Genomic DNA, 17478 nt, shown 5'->3' on the forward strand with positions numbered 1-17478 from the left:
GAGCGTAAATTCAGTGAGCCGGCTGGCTCATAGGGAGCTCACTCGTTGCGTCAAAGCATGCTTGGGGTGACTTGCACTGTTGCACTGCCCTGCAACTTGGGAGCGGTAAATATAAATAGCCACGGAATCAACGGATTTTTTGCGTACGAATATGTCACCGTAACCATCACGTTAAATGTCGATGTAGCCGTAGGCACGAATGCAGATGCATCGCAAGTTACGCCCGTTGTTGGGTTCGTGGACGGTGTCGACGTTGAAACCTGCGCCGAGAACTGAACGTTTTTCCCCCACGGCGAACCATTCAGCGCTTGCGTCACGGCCGTTCCCGCATTCACGTTTAACCGGTCACACGGTGTCAGTGTGTAATTCAATGCCGCACGCGCCCCTTCGGATGCAGCAAACGTCAGACTCTGCTGAATGACAAAGATCATCCCGAATGTGACGATCGCGTAGAAAATCAGGAAGAACAGCGGAAAAGTAAGTGCGACTTCGATTGCCGTTGCTCCTCGTTGACGCTCCAACCCGCGCAACCGCAAGCGGCGAGCCCTCATATTCCCCTCTGCACCATAAGATATCCCAGCCAAACTACTGCCGGCATCACGAGAAATGCGGCATAAGGCGTCGCGCGACGATTACCGACTACCATCGTCGGCATACCGCGGCTAAACAATTCACCGACCGACATGCGGGAGATAAACATCACCCCAAGCGCATGCACGCACGCAGCAAGACTGGCCACAATCCAGATGCCCAACAACGCCTGCACGCCGCACCATGCGCCCATCACGGCAAATATCTTGACATCGGCCGCGCCCATTAATCGAAATGCAAAAAAAGGAAAAAGACAAATCAAGCCACACAACGCCCCGACAAGCGCTTGGACAAGTGAAACGCCGAATGGATTTTCGTTAGCAAACGCACATAGCAATGCGCCAACCAAACCCCCAGCCGCTAGCGAATTCCGAATGCGTCGAAAACGAATATCACTGATCGCGACGAGCGTCGCCCAGGCCACGAATGCGCCTGCGAAAAACAAGGATTTCATATCGACCGCCGATACAAGCGCAAGAAAGCGGCGAGCGAATCAACACATCTCGCTCACCGCTTTACCGTGGCACTTATGGCGAACACTGGGCAGAGGAGCCCGAGGCCGGGGATACGCAAAGCGCAATCTTCTGGAACATGCCTTCGAGGCCCGTCCCGATCGATGTAACGCTCGCCAAGATGACGACAGAAATCAACCCCGCAATCAGCCCATACTCGATCGCGGTGACCCCGGTTTCTTCCTTAAGGAAGCGCTTGATGAGTGCTTTCATTTTTGTTTCCTCGTGCCTATATACGTTTTTTTTGGCCTTTTATACGTCGTACATCCCCGCATATCTGGCCGCTTTGCCCCATGTCGTTCGTCGCGTTTGCTGCAACGACGACCAGGTGCGCTTTCTTTATAGTTCGCCCCGAGGGGCGTGTGTCACGATTTGATGCAAGTTAACATTCGCGATAGGAGCCCTCCTCGAACGTCGTGTACCGATCTGTACATTTGCTTACATCTGACCAGAATCTTATCTCTGAATCAGTCTCATTTCCAACCCCTTTTTGACGACCGGATCGAAATTTTTTCCGTAAGCACAGCGTACTTGTACGGCGTTTCGGAACGTCTTACACATAGGACTTACGATAGGTTAGATGTGCACACCTAATCCACCAGTAAAACACCCGTCCAGGCGGCGTGCGGCGTCCGCATAAACCCGACGTTACGCCGCAACCGTAACGCCAATGTTGTGACGTTACGTTACGAAACGGGGGAAACCAACCCCATCCGACCACGCTTAAACAATTTCAACAATCTTTCAATTTAAGCGAATGCCTTTTCCTACAAGGAATTACCCCGTTTAAAGGCAATCGTCGAACTGCCGACCATCGAAATGGCATGACAGTTGCAGAGTAGACCTCGCATTACTCAACACAACACAAGTTCAATGCGAGGACGAAATGGACATTCAGGTTATCCCTCATGGCACGTTCCGGGCGACTATGATCGCGGCCACCGTGGCAGCCATGCTTTCCCTCTCCGCGTGCGGCGGTTCCGGTTCAATCAGCCAGGGGCTCGGCGGCGGCTCGAGCTCGGGCGGCGGCGATTCCCTCGCGACTTCCGGCGGCGGCACCTCGGGCGGCACGTCCGGTTCGACGAGCGGCAGCACGTCGGGTAGCACCAGCGGCTCGACCAGCGGCAGCACGAGTGGCTCGACGAGTGGCTCGACCAGCGGAACGACGAGTGGAACGACCAGCGGCGGCACGAGCGGCACGTCCGGTGTGTCGGCGAACGCGGTAGGAAATGTCCTCGCAAGCGGCAGCAACCTCGTCACCGATATCGGTGGAACCGTATCGAACCTCGGCAGCGTCGTCGCCAGCCAGTCGCTGCCGGGCGTCAACCCGGCCACGACGCAAGCGGCAGGCGGCATCGTGCAGAACGTCGGCGGTGCGGTAACCGCGCTCGGCAATGGCGTCGGCAACGGTCTCGGGCAGCTCGGTGCGGCGAAGGACCCTGTCGGCATCACGGTCGCGAGCACGGGCGCCGTCGTAAACCAGCTCGGCGGTGCGGTCACGCAAACGGGCACCCTGGTCTCGAGCCTTGGCAGCGGCCCGCTGTCGCCGCTCGCCCCGGTCACGGGCGCCGTCGGCGGCCTCGTGACGACGGTCGGAAACGCCGTATCGGGCGGCGGCACGACGCTGTCCGGCGCGCTGTCGACGGGCCCGATCCAGCAAGTCACGCAAACGGTCAGCTCGGCCATCACGCCGATCACGACGATGGTCGGCCAAACGACGCAGACGGTCGGCACGGCCACGGGCCTCGGCGCGCCCATCAACACGCTGCTCCGCACGATCGGCAACGGCCTGAACCAAGGCGGTGCAGTGATCGCATCGACGGGCGGCAACCCGGTCACGACCGGCGTCGGCAACGGCGTCTCGTCGACGGGCAATACCGCGAAGACGGTCGGCGGCCTCCTCACGGGCGGTACCGGCGGCGTAACGAACCCGCTCGCACCGCTCACGGGTCTCCTCACGACGGTCCCTGGCGCACTCGGCGGTACAACGGGCGGCACCAGCGGCGGCCCACTCGCGCCCGTCACCGGCCTCGTCTCCACCGTCACCGGCGCACTCGGCGGTGCAGCAGGCGGTACCAGCGGTGGCCCGCTCGCGCCCGTCACCGGCCTCGTCTCCACCGTCACCGGCGCACTCGGCGGTGCAACGGGCGGCACCAGCGGCGGCCCGCTCGCACCCGTCACGGGCCTCGTCTCGACCGTCACCGGCGCACTGAGCGGCGCCGCGGGTGGCACCAGCGGCCCGCTCGCGCCCGTCACGAGCCTCGTTTCGACGGTCACCGGCGCAGCCGGCGGCGCGACGAACGGCACCAGCGCGCTTGCCCCCGTCACCGGCGCGGTTTCCGCGGTCACCAGCACGGTCGGCGTCCCGGCACTCAGCGGCGGCACCGGCACCGTCACGAATTCGGGCTCGGGCTCGAATCCGCTCTCGCCCGTCACGTCGCTGATCGGCGGCCTGCTCGGCGGCACGCACGGCAAGTAATCCGACATCCATTCATCGACAAGACAGCGAGGAGTCCATCATGTCCCAGCAACGTTCCATCACGACCGCCGCCCTGCGCCCATGGCGCGTGCCGCTCACCGCCTTCGCCGCAGCCTGCCTGCTGGCCGCCTGCGGCGGCGGCGGCGTCAGCTCGCCGCCGACGAGCAGCAACGGCGGCAGTTCCAGCGGCACGAGCGGCACCAGCGGCACCAGCGGAACGAGCGGCACCAGCGGCTCGCCGGCGGGTACCCAAGGCGTCGTCACCACGACCGGCCAGACTGCTACCGACCTGGGCAGCACGATCGGCAACATCAGCCTGCCGGGCCTCGGCGACGGCGTAACGAAGGGTGTCGGCAGCACCGTGTCCGGTACCGGCACGATCGTCGGCGCAGCCGCCGATGCCGTGAGCAACGGCCTGGGACAAATCGGCACGACGCAGGATCCGGTCGGCACGACCGTCGCCGGCCTCGGCAATGTGCTCGGTGCGACGGGAAACACCGTGTCCGGGCTGAGCCAGACGGTGAAGGCGCTGGGCACGGGTCAGCTGTCGCCGCTGGCCCCCGTCACGACGCCGCTCGGCACGGTGCTCGACACGGTCGCCAACGGCCTGGCGGCCGGCGGCACGACGATCGGCTCGACGTTGTCGTCGGGCGCCGTGCAGCAGGTCACGCAACCGCTCAGCTCGGCCATCACGCCGCTGGTGATCACCGCGGGCCAGGCCACGCAGCAGGCCGGCACCACCACGGGCCTCGGACAGCCGGTGTCGGGCCTGCTCGGCCAGGTCGGCGGCGCAATCAGTTCGGCAGGCCAGCAGGTCGCCGGCACGTCGAATCAACCGCTCGTGGGCGACGTCGGCCAGCTCGTCACCGTGGTCGGCAATACCGTGACCAACGCCGGCGGCCTCGTGAACCCGAACGGCCCGAACGGCGCAGCACCGATCCCCGGCCTGCTCACGAGCCTCGTCGGCGGCTCGTCGGCGAACGTCCAGAACGGCACGGCATCGGGTTCCAGCTCGACGAACCCGCTCGGCGGCCTGCTGTCGGGGCTCGGTTCGACGCCGCTCGGTTCGCTCACGGGTGCGGTCGGCGGCGCAACGGGCGGCTCGGGCGGCAGCAGCCCGCTCGCGCCGGTGACGAACCTCGTGTCGACCGTCACGGGCACCCTCGGCGGCGCAACGGGCGGCACCGGCGGTGCAAACCCTCTCGCGCCCGTCACCGGTTTGCTGAATACTGTCACCGGATCAGCAGGCAGCGTGACGGGTTCGGCATCGTCGGGCGGTGCGGCGGGCCTCCTGGCACCGGTAACGGGGTTGCTGGGCACGGTGGGTAGCGTCGGCAAGTAAGGAGGACGGTCGCGCCCTTGCAGCCGGAGCAGGAGGCGCGGCCGTACAAACACAACCGGCAATGCGGCACGCGGCGCGCGACACCAGATGTCGCGCGCCCGCATTACAAAGAAGATGCCAAGCAAGGCCTACGAGGAAGAACAATGAAATCCAGACTGGACAGATGGATGATGCTGCTCGCCATCGCGGCGACAGGCACGGCACAGGCGCAAACGCGCGCGGCGGGCAACCCGCTCGACTCCCTTCCCCAGATCAACGCACCGAAGCAAGGCCCGAGCGTCACCGTCCAGGTCGCGCCGCAGGCACCGCAGCTTCAGGAATTGCTGTCGCGCCACCTGACGCCCAAGACGTTCCAGGTCGAAGGCGTGAAATCGATACCGTTCGACGAGATCTCACGTCGCTTCACGCCGCTCGTCGGCAAGGACATCACGATCGGCGAACTGATCGAAACGGCCAACGGCGTGACCAGGCTGTACCAGGATCGCGGCTATGCGTTGTCGTTCGCATTCATTCCCGCACAGACGTTCGAGAACGGCGTCGTGCGCGTGACGGTCGTCGAAGGCTACGTGTCGGACGTCAAGGTCACCGGCAAGCCCGGCGCGATGGAATCGAAGATTCGCGCGATCGCCGCGCACATTACGGCGGACCGCCCGCTGCGCCGTGCGACGTTCGAACGCTACGTGAACACGTTCGGCCTGCTGCCTGGCGTCACGGTGAAGGCCAACGTGCCGCCGCCGCAGACGACCGATGGCGCGACGACGCTCGAGCTCGCGGTCGATCGCAAGCCATTCAACGTCAGCACCGGCATCGATTTCAATCACCCGGGTGTCCAGGGCCTCATCACCGCAACCGAAAACGGCCTGACTTCGTTCGGCGAGCAGTTGAGCATTTCCGCGCTGGCGCCGCCCGGACGCGACAAGCAGACCTACTTCGCGTTCAGCGGCTCGGTGCCGGTCGGCAGCAACGGGCTGATCACGCGCCTCGATGCAAGCACGTACCGCGGCAAGCCGACCGACAACCCGGGCCTGCCGTCGACCGTCGAGCGCATCGTCAAGAGCGAGAAGCTCGGTCTTTCGGCCTCCTATCCGATCCTGCTGAACAACCAGCGCAGCCTGCTCGGCACCGTGTCGGGCTACGCTGCGCACAACGAAGACCGCTACCAGAACCAGGTCAACGGCAACGTGCTCGACAACCGCTCGCAGGTTCGCGTGATGCAGTTGCAACTCGACTACACGAGTGTCGAACCGAAGCAGGTGCGCAAGCTGAGCGTCAACGTCGCCAAGGCATTCGACATCCTCGGCGCATCGAAATCGCAGACCGGCCTGGTCGACGGCGTGCCGATCACGTACGCAGACCCGACTTCGCTGACCTTCGTGCGTACCGGCGCGACCTTCACGCAGACCAACGAATGGCCGTTCAAGATCGGCACGTCGGTCTCGCTGACGGGCCAGTACAGCCCCGATTCGCTGCCGACGTCGGAACAGATCTCGTTCGGCTCGACGCGCTACGCGCTCGGCTATCAGCCCGGTGAAACGTCGGGCGACTCGGGCTGGGGGATGTCGCTGGAGGTGAACCGCGGCTTCACGCCGGGCTGGACGTACCTGAAGTCCATCACGCCATACATCGCGTACGACATGGCGCGTGTGTACCTGCATACCGGCACGCCGTCGCCGAGCCGCCTGTCGTCGGTCGGTATCGGCGTGAGATTGACCGACAGCCGGTACTACAGCCTCGACCTGAACATCGCGAAGCCGGTCGGCGATGCGCCTGTCGAAAGCGCATCGCGCAGCCCGCGCGTGAATGCGGCGTTCTCGTACCAGCTCAACTGATCGGGCACCGAACAGTCCGCATCCCGCGGACCGTTTGGATTAGAGCCCCCTCTATCAAACGCAGCGCGTGGTTTCACGTATTCTGGCAAAGCTCGCAACATGCCACCGCCCCATGCAGACGGTCGTGCGGGCGAATCGAACACGACGTGAAACAAGGAGGAAGACAATGATTCAAATGACCCGCCCCGTGCGCGCATTGGCAATTGCCGGCGCACTGATTGCCTGTGCCGCTCCGTCGTTCGCGCAAGCCGACAGCCCGATCGGCATGTGGCAGACGATCGACGACAACACCCATCAGCCGAAGGCACTCGTGCAGATCGCCGACGACGGCGACGGTTCGCTGTCGGGCAAGGTCGTCAAAGGCCTCGGCCCGAACGACACGCCCGATCGCCGCTGCACCGCATGCACGGACGAGCGCAAGGATCAGCTCATCAAGGGCATGACGATCATCAAGGCGATGAAGAAGGACGGCGACCAGTGGGATGGCGGCAACATTCTCGATCCGGAGAACGGGAAAGTCTACAAGTGCAAGATGACGCTGGAAGACGGCGGCCAGAAGCTCGTCGTACGCGGCTACATCGGCGTTTCGCTGCTCGGCCGCTCGCAGACGTGGGTTCGCGCACAATAACGCCTCGCACGCAACGCGCGCGATGCTGAGAAATCGGCCTGCGACGATGTCGTCAGGCCGATTTTGTTTCGGCGTGCATGGCAATGAAGCGCGCCGTGATCACGCCGCGTGCTCCAACGGGTTCGACGCATAGCTGCCCGGCGCACGATAGGTCGGTGCTGCGCTACGCGCCTGCGCCGCTTTCGACTGCGCGTGCTTGCGCATTCGTGTGGACAACTCGTTGCAAAGATTCACGCCTGCGTCGCCGTACAGCGCGTGCATCACCTGCATCAGCGTGCCCGTGTCGTGCCACGCCTTGAAGCGGCGATGGCAGGTCTGGTACGACGGGTAGCGACGCGGCATGGCAGACCATGTCGCGCCGCTGTATATCACCCAGAGCACGCCATTCAGCACAGCCCGCGTATTGGCCAGCGGCCGGCCGCGCAATTCGGTGCGCGGCTGCATTTCGGGCAAAAGCGGCACGACGCGGCGCCATTCATGATCGGTCAGATCGCGATACGGTGTCATGGGTATCTCCAGCCTTAGGAACCATGGCACAACGATATCGGCTGACCTCACCGACGAATATAAGACAAGTCCGAAAATACCCCGAGATCAGCAGAATCTGACCGGAATTGCTGTTTGAAGCGCGTCAAATGCCGAAGGCGGCGCTCAGGTCAGCGACGTATCGACGATGCGACGCGGCGTTTCGATGTACTCCTTCGACTGCATTTCGACGATCCGCGATACCGTGCGCGCGAACTCGTTCGCCATCGGACCTTCGACATACAGCTGTTCCGCCGGCACCGCCGCGGACATCAGCAGCTTGACCTTGTGGTCGTACAGCACGTCGATGAGCCACGTGAAGCGGCGTGCCTCGGACGCCATCCGCGGCGACATCTGCGGCACCTCGGACAGCACGATCGCATGGAAGCGGCTGGCGAGTTCCAGATAGTCGTTCTGCGAACGCGGGCCGCCGCACAGCGTCGCGAAGTCGAACCACACGACGCCGTCGGCCTTGCGCAACGCCTTCAGCTCGCGCTTCTCGATATGCAGGATCGGGCTTTCGTCCGGTACCGCGGCCAGCTGCGCGAACGCATGGCGCAGCTCGCGATCGGCGTCCGCGCCGAGCGGCGTGTGATACATCTTCACCTGCGCGAGCGTGCGCTGACGATAGTCGACGCCCGCGTCGACGTTCCGTACGTCGAGCTTGTCCTTGATCAGCGCGATGGCCGGCAGCATGCGATCGCGATGCAGGCCATCCGGATACAGATCGTCGGGATCGTAGTTGGACGTCATCACGAACTGCACGCCGTTGTTGAACAGGCGATCGAGCAGGCGGTACAGGATCATCGCGTCCGCGATGTCCGACACGTGGAACTCGTCGAAGCAGATCAGCCGGTAACGCTTCGCGATGCGCCGCGCGAGTTCGTCGAGCGGATCGGCCTGCCCTTTCAGCTCCTCGAGTTCGCGGTGCACTTCGCGCATGAATTCGTGGAAATGCAGGCGCGTCTTGCGCTGCACGGGCACCACCGCGTAGAAGCTGTCCATCAGGAAGCTCTTGCCGCGGCCGACGCCGCCCCACATGTAGACGCCGCGCGGCGGCTCCGGATGGTTGATGAGCTTCTTGAACGCATTCGAGCGACGCGCCTTGTACGCGACCCACTCGTCGAAGCATTGCTGCAGACGATCGACCGCCGCACGCTGGGCGGGATCGGACTGATAGCCGCGCGTGGTCAATTCGCGCGTGTAGTATTCGGTGACGTTCATCAGGGCAAACCGGAAAAAACAAAGGCGAGCGGGAAAAACCCGCCCGCCTTCGTCATGAGACGGCTGCGCCGGCGAAAAGCCGGCCGGCGCTATACCGCGCTCAGCTGTTCAGCGAGCGCTTGTCGACGGCGAGCGCCGCTTCGCGCATCACTTCCGACATCGACGGGTGCGGATGGCAGATGCGGGCGATGTCTTCCGACGCCGCCTTGAATTCCATCGCCACCACGGCTTCCGCGATCAGGTCCGACGCGTTCGCGGCGATCACGTGCACGCCGAGCAGTTCGTCCGTCTTCGCGTCAGCGATCATCTTCACGAAGCCGTCCGGCGCGTTCATGCCGAGCGCACGGCCGTTGATCGAGAACGGGAACTTGCCCGACTTGATCTCGCGGCCTTCGGCCTTCAGCTGCTGTTCCGTCTTGCCGACCCATGCGATTTCCGGGTACGTGTAAATCACCCACGGAATGCAGTTGTAGTCGATGTGCGGCTTCTGGCCGTCGATCACTTCCGCGACCAGCACGCCTTCGTCTTCCGCCTTGTGCGCGAGCATCGGGCCACGCACCACGTCGCCGATCGCGTACACGTTCGGCACGGCCGTACGGCAGTGGTCGTCCACGTCGATGAAGCCGCGCTCGTTCGCCTTCAGGCCGATCGCCTCGAGGCCGAGGTTGTCGGTGTTCGGCACGCGGCCGACCGACACGATCAGGCGGTCGGCGTCGAGCGTCTGCGCGTTGCCGTCCTTGTCCGTGTAGGCGATCGACACGCCGTCGGCGGTCGTCTTCACGTCGCCGATCTTCACGCCGAGATGGATGTCGAGGCCCTGCTTCTTGAACAGCTTCGCCGCTTCCTTGGCGAGCGCTTCGTCGGCTGCGCCGAGGAACGCCGGCAGCGCTTCGAGCACCGTCACTTCGGCACCCAGGCGACGCCACACCGAGCCGAGCTCGAGGCCGATCACGCCTGCGCCGATCACGGCGAGCTTCTTCGGCACCGCGTCGAACGTCAGTGCGCCTTCGTTGTCCGACACGATCTTGTTGTCGACCGGGACGTTCGGCAGGTGACGCGCCTTCGAACCCGTCGCGATGATCACGTTCTTCGCGGTGACGACTTCGGTTTCACCCTCGCCGCTCACTTCGATCTGCACGCCGGCGTCGGTCTTGCCGGTGAACTTGCCATGGCCCTTCAGCCAGGTGATCTTGTTCTTCTTGAACAGGAACTCGATCCCGCTCGTCATCTTCTCGACGATCGCGTCCTTGCGGCCGAGCATCTTCGCGACGTCGATCTTCACGCCGTCGACGGTGATGCCGTGGTCGGCCAGGTGATGCGACGTGTTCTCGAACTCTTCCGACGATGCGAGCAGCGCCTTCGACGGGATGCAGCCGACGTTCAGGCACGTACCGCCGAGCTTCAGCGCGCCGGCCGGGTTCTTCCACTTCTCGATACAGGCAACCGTCTTGCCGAGCTGCGCGGCGCGAATCGCGGCGATGTAGCCGCCGGGGCCGGCGCCGATCACGACGACGTCAAATTCCTTGGACATGACTATCCTTTCTACTTGTGCGTCCGCACGCGCGCGCATGTGCGCGAGCGTGCGGAACGGGTCAATGCAGTGAGACTCGGCTTACAGGTCGAGCAGCAGGCGTGCCGGATCTTCCAGCGCATCCTTCATCGCGACGAGCGACAGGACCGCTTCGCGGCCGTCGATGATGCGGTGGTCGTACGACAGCGCCAGGTAGTTGATCGGGCGGATCACGATCTGGCCGTTTTCGACAACCGGACGCTCCTTCGTCGCGTGCACGCCGAGGATTGCCGATTGCGGCGGGTTGATGATCGGGGTCGACAGCATCGAGCCGAACACGCCGCCGTTCGAGATCGAGAACGTACCGCCGGTCATTTCTTCGATCGACAGCTTGCCGTCCTTCGCCTTCTGGCCGAATTCGGCGATCTTCTTCTCGATTTCAGCGAGGCTCAGCTGATCCGCGTTGCGCAGGATCGGCACGACGAGGCCGCGCGGCGAACCGACCGCGATACCGATGTCGAAGTAGCCGTGGTAGACGATGTCGTTACCGTCGATCGACGCATTCACGAGCGGGAACTTCTTCAGCGCGTGCACGGCGGCCTTCACGAAGAACGACATGAAGCCGAGCTTCACGCCGTGTTCCTTCTCGAACTTGTCCTTGTACTTGTTGCGCAGCTCCATGACCGGAGCCATGTTCACTTCGTTGAACGTCGTCAGGATCGCGTTGGTCTGCTGCGATTCGAGCAGACGCTCGGCGATACGCGCACGCAGGCGCGACATCGGCACGCGCTGTTCCGGACGGTCGTTCAGCCACGTCGTCGCCGACGCCGGCACCTTCACTTCCGGCAGCGACGGCTTCGCCGCGGCGGTCTTCGCCGGTGCGGCGGCCGGCGCAGCCTTCGGTGCGCTGCCTGCTGCCAGCGCGTCGCCCTTCGTGACGCGGCCGTCGCGGCCCGAACCTGCGACGTCGCCTGCCGACAGGCCCTTCTCGGCCAGCAGCTTCGCTGCGGCCGGCGATGCGGCAGCCGAGCTCGATGCGGTTGCGGCAGCCGGCTGGGCTGCCGGTGCGGCTGCAGCAGGCGCTGCCGCCGGCTTGACTTCGGCGGCGCCTGCCGCTGCTTCGGCAGCACCTGCCTTCGCTTCGGTGTCGATCGTCGCGATGATCTGATCGGCAACGACGGTGTCACCGTCGTTCTGCAGCACTTGCGTGAGCACGCCCGCTGCCGGTGCCGGCACTTCGAGCACGACCTTGTCGGTCTCGAGCTCGATCAGGATTTCGTCCTGCGCGACTGCTTCGCCCGGCTTCTTCTTCCACTGCAGCATGGTGGCTTCCGACACCGACTCCGAAAGCTGGGGGACTTTGACTTCTACGATAGCCATGTGATTTTCCTGGATGCTTAATCTGGGGTGTGACGAGGTTCGTGCGATTCCTTCGGCCGGTGCGGCGCGCGACGCGCCCGGCGGGCCCAAAGGGACGGGAAAGCGCCGTGCGCCTTCCCGTTTCGCTTCCGTCGGTTATTTCGCGATCGATGCGCTCTTCAGGCGGCCGAATGCACCTTCGATGAGGGCCTTCTGCTGCTCGTAGTGCTTCGCGTAGTAGCCAACCGCCGGCGAGGCCGAAGCCGGACGGCCGCTGTATGCCAGCTTCTGCCCTTCCTTCATGCCTTCCTTCAGGTGGTGCTCGACGTAGAACCAGGGGCCCTGGTTCTGCGGCTCGTCCTGCACCCAGACCACTTCAGTCGCGTTCTCGTACTTCTTCATTTCGGCTTCGAACTGCTTGTGCGCGAACGGATACAGCTGCTCGATACGGATGATCGCGACGTCGTTCGCCTTCGCTTCGCGACGGTGCGCGACGAGGTCGTAATACACGCGGCCCGAGCATGCCAGCACGCGCTTGACCTTCTTCGCGTCGATGCCGCCGTCGGTTTCGCCCAGCACCGGCTGGAACGAACCCTTCGCGAGTTCGGACAGGTCCGACACCGCTTCCTTGTGGCGCAGCAGCGACTTCGGCGTCGCGACGATCAGCGGCTTGCGGAACAGGCGGATCATCTGGCGACGCAGCAGGTGGAAGATCTGCGCCGGCGTCGTCGGCTGGACGACCTGCATGTTGTGGTCGGCACACAGTTGCAGGAAACGCTCGATACGCGTGGACGAGTGTTCCGGACCCTGGCCTTCGTAGCCGTGCGGCAGCAGCATCGTGAGACCCGACACGCGGCCCCACTTCACTTCGCCCGACGAGATGAACTGGTCGATCACGACCTGCGCGCCGTTGACGAAGTCGCCGAACTGCGCTTCCCACAGCACGAGCGTGTTCGGCTCGGCGGTCGAGTAACCGTATTCGAAGCCCAGCACCGCTTCTTCCGACAGCACCGAGTCGATCACCGTGAACTTCGCCTGGCCGTCGGCGATGTTCTGCAGCGGCACGTACGTGCCGTCGTTCCAGCGCTCGCGGTTCTGGTCGTGCAGCACCGCGTGACGGTGCGTGAACGTGCCGCGGCCCGAGTCCTGGCCCGTCAGGCGCACCGAGTAGCCCGATGCGACGAGCGACGCGAACGCGAGATGTTCGCCCATGCCCCAGTCGAGCGGCTGGTCGCCGCGCGCCATGTTGCGGCGGTCGTTGATCACGCGCTCGACGAGCGGGTGAACCTTGAAGTTTTCCGGCACCGTGGTGATGCGTTCGCCCAGGCGCTTCAGTTCGGCGAGCGGCACGGCCGTGTCGGCTGCGTCCGTCCACTTGCGGTTCAGGAACGGCACCCAGTCGACCGCGTACTTGCTCTTGTAGTTCGACAGGACCGGATCGACGGTGTGGTGGCCGTCGTCCATCGCCTTGCGGTACGCCTTCACGTAGTTGTCGGCGTCTTCCGCGGTGATCACGCCCTGCTGCACGAGCTTCTCGGCGTACAGCGCACGGGTGCCCGGGTGCTGCGCGATCTTCTTGTACATCAGCGGCTGCGTGACCGCCGGCGTGTCCTGCTCGTTGTGACCCAGCTTGCGGAAGCAGACGATGTCGATCACGACATCCTTGTGGAACTGCATCCGGTAGTCGATCGCGATCTGGATCGCGAGGACGACAGCTTCCGGATCGTCGCCGTTCACGTGCAGCACCGGCGCTTCGATCATCTTGACGACGTCGGTACAGTACAGCGTCGAGCGCGCGTCGCGCGGGTCGGACGTCGTGAAGCCGATCTGGTTGTTGATGACGATGTGCAGCGTGCCGTGCGTGCCGTAACCGCGCGTCTGCGCGAGGTTCAGCGTTTCCATCACGACGCCCTGGCCAGCAAAGGCCGCGTCGCCGTGGATCTGCACCGGCAGCACTTGCAGGCCGTCTTCGTCGCCGCGACGGTCCATCCGCGCCTTCGCGGAACCTTCGACCACCGGGTTCACGATTTCGAGGTGCGACGGGTTGAACGCGAGCGACAGGTGGACCGGGCCGCCTTCCGTCGACACGTCCGACGAGAAGCCCTTGTGGTACTTCACGTCACCGGCCGGCAGGTCGTCGACGTGCTTGCCTTCGAATTCGGCGAACAGGTCGGCCGGCATCTTGCCCAGCGTGTTGACCAGCACGTTCAGACGGCCGCGGTGAGCCATGCCGATGATGATTTCCTGCACGCCGCGCTTGCCCGCGTGCTGGACGACTTCGTCCATCGCCGCGATGAAGCTTTCGCCGCCTTCGAGCGAGAAGCGCTTCTGGCCGACGTACTTGGTGTGCAGGTAGCGCTCGAGGCCTTCGGCGGCCGTCAGGCGATTCAGGATATGCTTCTTCTTGTCGATCGAGAACGACGGCGTCGCGCGGGTCGACTCCAGGCGCTCCTGCCACCAGCGCTTCTGCTCCGGATCGCTGATGTACATGTACTCGGCGCCGATCGTGCCGCAGTAGGTGTCGCGCAGGCCCTTGACGATGTCGCGCAGCGAAGCCTGGTCGAAACCGAAGTACAGGTTGCTTGCGCTGTACGTCTGGTCGAGGTCGCCTTCCGAGAAGTCGTAGAAAGCCGGTTCGAGTTCGGGAATGGCGGGACGTTCGCGACGCTTCAGCGGATCCAGATTGGCCCATTGCGAGCCGAGGAAGCGGTAGGCGCTGATCAGCGACTGGACGTGCACCTGCTTGCGTGCGGTCGCGAGATTGCTGGTGCTTTCGCGCGGGATGAAGGCATTGGCCTTCGCACGCTCGGCGAACGATTCGACGATCGGGAAGTGAGCGACGTCATTGGCATTCGAGCCGTCGGTTGCAGGAACGTTCTGCAACGCGTCGAAATACTCGCGCCAGTTCTCCGGCACCGATGCCGGATTGTTGAGGTATGCATCGTACAGTTCTTCAACGTACGAAGCATTGCCGCCGAACAGATAGGAGTTCAGCTGAAACTGCTTCATTACATCTGACATTTTACGCTCACCTTTCTTCGAGCTTCTCGAGAAATAGCGGGTTACTCAACCTTCCGCGACACGGCCTGACCGTTTAGCGGATTGCGAATCAAGTCTTGCTTGGAAGGACCTAAAACTTGCGTGCGCGCAGCATATCACAGAACCGTTACCGGAGTTCACGGCGAAATGCGCTTGAAAGCACGGCGCGACGGGGTTTTGCCGGATTGCCGCGACCGGCCGGAACAGTGTTTTGCAGTCTGCGCGGTCGCGCATTTCATAGACGCAAAAAAGGCCGCCGAAGGCGACCTTTCTTGCGTGATGCACGGAAACGATCGATGCTCAGTCGACCGCGCCTTCGCGGCTCGCGCGACGACGCTCGTGCTCCTTCAGGAAGCGCTTGCGCAGACGGATCGACTGCGGCGTCACTTCGACGAGCTCGTCGTCGTCGATGAATTCGACCGCGTATTCGAGCGACATCTGGACCGGCGGCACGAGACGCACGGCTTCGTCAGTACCCGACGCGCGCACGTTGGTCAGCTGCTTGCCCTTGATCGGGTTCACGACGAGGTCGTTGTCGCGGCTGTGAATGCCGATGATCATGCCCTCATACAACGCGTCGCCCGGCTTCACGAACATGCGGCCGCGATCCTGCAGCTTCCACAGTGCGTACGCGACCGCTGCGCCGTCGTCCTGCGAGATCAGCACGCCGTTGCGGCGCTCGAACACCGAGCCGTCCTTGACCGGTGCGTACGAATCGAAGATGTGGCTCATCAGGCCCGTGCCGCGCGTGAGCGTCAGGAATTCGCTCTGGAAGCCGATCAGGCCGCGCGCGGAGATCTTGTATTCCAGACGCGTACGGCCGCGGCCGTCCGATGCCATGTCGAGCATTTCGCCCTTGCGGCGGCCGAGCTCTTCCATCACGCCGCCCTGGTGTTCGTCTTCGACGTCGACGGTCAGCAGCTCGTACGGCTCGTGGCGCACGCCGTCGATCTCCTGCATCACGACGCGCGGACGCGACACGGCCAGCTCGTAGCCTTCACGACGCATGTTCTCGACGAGAATCGTCAGGTGCAGCTCACCGCGGCCCGACACTTCGAACACTGTTTCGTCGCCCGTGTCCTTCACGCGCAGCGCGACGTTGTGGTTCAGTTCCTTCATCAGGCGATCGCGGATCTGGCGGCTCGTCACGAACTTGCCTTCGCGGCCGGCCAGCGGCGACGAGTTCACGAGGAAGTTCATCGTCAGCGTCGGTTCGTCGACCGTGATCATCGGCAGCGCTTCCGGCGTGTCGACCGCGCAGATGGTCGCGCCGATGCCGACGTCTTCAATACCGTTGATCAGCACGATGTCGCCCGCTTCGGCCGAGTCGACCTGCACGCGCTCGAGGCCCTTGAACGACAGCACCTGGTTGATCTTGCGGTTCAGCACGTCGCCTTCCGGGCCGAAGCGCATCACGACCGGCTGACCGGGCTTGATGCGGCCGCGCGTGATGCGGCCGACGCCGATCCGGCCGACGTACGTCGAAAAGTCGAGCGACGTGATCTGGAGCTGCAGCGGCGCTTCCGGATCGGCCGGGCGAACCGGCACGTGCGCGAGGATCGCCTCGAACAGCGGGCGCATGTCGCCTTCGCGAGCAGCCGGGTCGAGCGACGCGTAGCCGTTCAGGCCCGACGCGTAGACGATCGGGAAGTCGAGCTGCTCTTCGGTTGCGCCGAGCTTGTCGAACAGATCGAAGGTCTGGTTGATGACCCAGTCGATCCGCGCGCCCGGACGGTCGATCTTGTTCACGACGACGATCGGCTTCAGGCCGAGCGCCAGCGCCTTCTTCGTGACGAAGCGCGTTTGCGGCATCGGGCCTTCGACGGCGTCGACCAGCAGCAGCACCGAGTCGACCATCGACAGCACGCGCTCCACCTCGCCACCGAAGTCCGCGTGCCCCGGCGTGTCGACGATGTTGATATGCGTGCCTTCGTATTCGACCGCGCAGTTCTTCGCGAGAATCGTGATCCCGCGCTCTTTTTCGATGTCGTTCGAGTCCATCACGCGTTCGGCAATCTGCTGGTTCTCGCGGAAGGTGCCGGACTGGCGAAGCAGTTGGTCGACGAGCGTGGTCTTGCCGTGGTCGACGTGAGCGATGATGGCGATATTGCGAAGGGCGCGGGTCATAGAAACCTGGAAATCGTTGAACGCGCAAACGCGCACGCTCGTTCGACACGTGCGCGCGCATTGCAGCTTGGAAACCACAAATTATAGCACGTGCGAGTGTCGACGGCCGACTGCGCGCTGCAACGCAACAAACGGCGCACCTGCGCCCCTTGCCTCGCACGCCGGATCGGCCATTCGAAGCCCGGCCGCCGACCGAAAACCATTACTGCGACGAGGGCATTCCGGCACGCGGAGCACACCGTGGCCCGTTGGATTAACATTTGCCGCGGCAAGCAATTGTGCCTATACTGCTGCCTAGTCAACTATTGCAGCT

13 protein-coding genes are annotated in these 17478 nt (G+C 63.8%); 4 read left to right on the forward strand and 9 right to left on the reverse strand.

From position 1 onward, the window contains the following. Positions 1–50 precede the first annotated feature (50 nt). From O1Q03_RS25240 to O1Q03_RS25250, 3 genes are all read right to left on the reverse strand, one after another. The gene (locus tag O1Q03_RS25240; protein WP_269506747.1) at positions 51–551 is read right to left on the reverse strand and encodes a TadE/TadG family type IV pilus assembly protein; all 501 of its coding nucleotides are present in this window, start codon (positions 549–551) and stop codon (positions 51–53) included. After that, positions 548–1045: an A24 family peptidase gene (locus O1Q03_RS25245; protein WP_269506748.1), complete on the reverse strand. Its 498-nt coding sequence runs from the start codon at positions 1043–1045 to the stop codon at positions 548–550. Before O1Q03_RS25245 ends, O1Q03_RS25240 begins: the two co-directional genes overlap by 4 nt. Before the next feature lie 73 nt (positions 1046–1118). After that, the gene (locus tag O1Q03_RS25250; RefSeq protein WP_269506749.1) at positions 1119–1316 is read right to left on the reverse strand and encodes a Flp family type IVb pilin; all 198 of its coding nucleotides are present in this window, start codon (positions 1314–1316) and stop codon (positions 1119–1121) included. 673 nt (positions 1317–1989) lie between these two features. Here O1Q03_RS25250 and O1Q03_RS25255 point away from each other — a divergent pair. The 4 genes from O1Q03_RS25255 (at position 1990) to O1Q03_RS25270 (ending at position 7381) form a co-directional block, all read left to right on the forward strand. After that, entirely contained in the window at positions 1990–3582 is a 1593-nt protein-coding gene (locus tag O1Q03_RS25255) for a collagen-like triple helix repeat-containing protein (RefSeq protein ID WP_269506750.1), read from the forward strand. A gap of 40 nt (positions 3583–3622) precedes the next feature. Next, complete coding sequence (locus O1Q03_RS25260; RefSeq protein WP_269506751.1) at positions 3623–4924, forward strand: collagen-like triple helix repeat-containing protein; 1302 nt, start codon at positions 3623–3625, stop codon at positions 4922–4924. Between the two features lie 143 nt (positions 4925–5067). After that, on the forward strand, positions 5068–6753 hold the full coding sequence (locus O1Q03_RS25265) for a ShlB/FhaC/HecB family hemolysin secretion/activation protein (protein WP_269506752.1): 1686 nt from the start codon (positions 5068–5070) through the stop codon (positions 6751–6753). A 166-nt stretch (positions 6754–6919) separates the two neighbouring features. Then, on the forward strand, positions 6920–7381 hold the full coding sequence (locus O1Q03_RS25270; protein WP_269506753.1) for a DUF2147 domain-containing protein: 462 nt from the start codon (positions 6920–6922) through the stop codon (positions 7379–7381). A gap of 99 nt (positions 7382–7480) precedes the next feature. Here O1Q03_RS25270 and O1Q03_RS25275 read toward each other — a convergent pair whose 3' ends face one another. From O1Q03_RS25275 to typA, 6 genes are all read right to left on the reverse strand, one after another. Then, a complete protein-coding gene (locus O1Q03_RS25275) occupies positions 7481–7888 on the reverse strand; it encodes a transposase (RefSeq protein ID WP_269506754.1) in 408 nt (135 codons plus the stop codon). Positions 7889–8032: 144 nt separating this feature from the next. After that, the gene (gene zapE / locus O1Q03_RS25280) at positions 8033–9130 is read right to left on the reverse strand and encodes a cell division protein ZapE (protein WP_269506755.1); all 1098 of its coding nucleotides are present in this window, start codon (positions 9128–9130) and stop codon (positions 8033–8035) included. A 100-nt stretch (positions 9131–9230) separates the two neighbouring features. Further along, positions 9231–10661, reverse strand: a complete 1431-nt coding sequence (lpdA, locus tag O1Q03_RS25285; protein WP_269506756.1) for a dihydrolipoyl dehydrogenase — start codon at positions 10659–10661, stop codon at positions 9231–9233. Between the two features lie 81 nt (positions 10662–10742). Continuing rightward, positions 10743–12020, reverse strand: a complete 1278-nt coding sequence (gene odhB / locus O1Q03_RS25290; RefSeq protein WP_269506757.1) for a 2-oxoglutarate dehydrogenase complex dihydrolipoyllysine-residue succinyltransferase — start codon at positions 12018–12020, stop codon at positions 10743–10745. A 135-nt stretch (positions 12021–12155) separates the two neighbouring features. Further along, positions 12156–15020, reverse strand: a complete 2865-nt coding sequence (locus tag O1Q03_RS25295; protein ID WP_044846026.1) for a 2-oxoglutarate dehydrogenase E1 component — start codon at positions 15018–15020, stop codon at positions 12156–12158. A 318-nt stretch (positions 15021–15338) separates the two neighbouring features. Further along, a complete protein-coding gene (typA, locus tag O1Q03_RS25300; protein WP_269506758.1) occupies positions 15339–17165 on the reverse strand; it encodes a translational GTPase TypA in 1827 nt (608 codons plus the stop codon). Positions 17166–17478: the final 313 nt, after the last annotated feature.

Source organism: Burkholderia sp. IMCC1007, from assembly GCF_027257875.1.
In the GTDB taxonomy this organism is placed as follows: domain Bacteria; phylum Pseudomonadota; class Gammaproteobacteria; order Burkholderiales; family Burkholderiaceae; genus Burkholderia.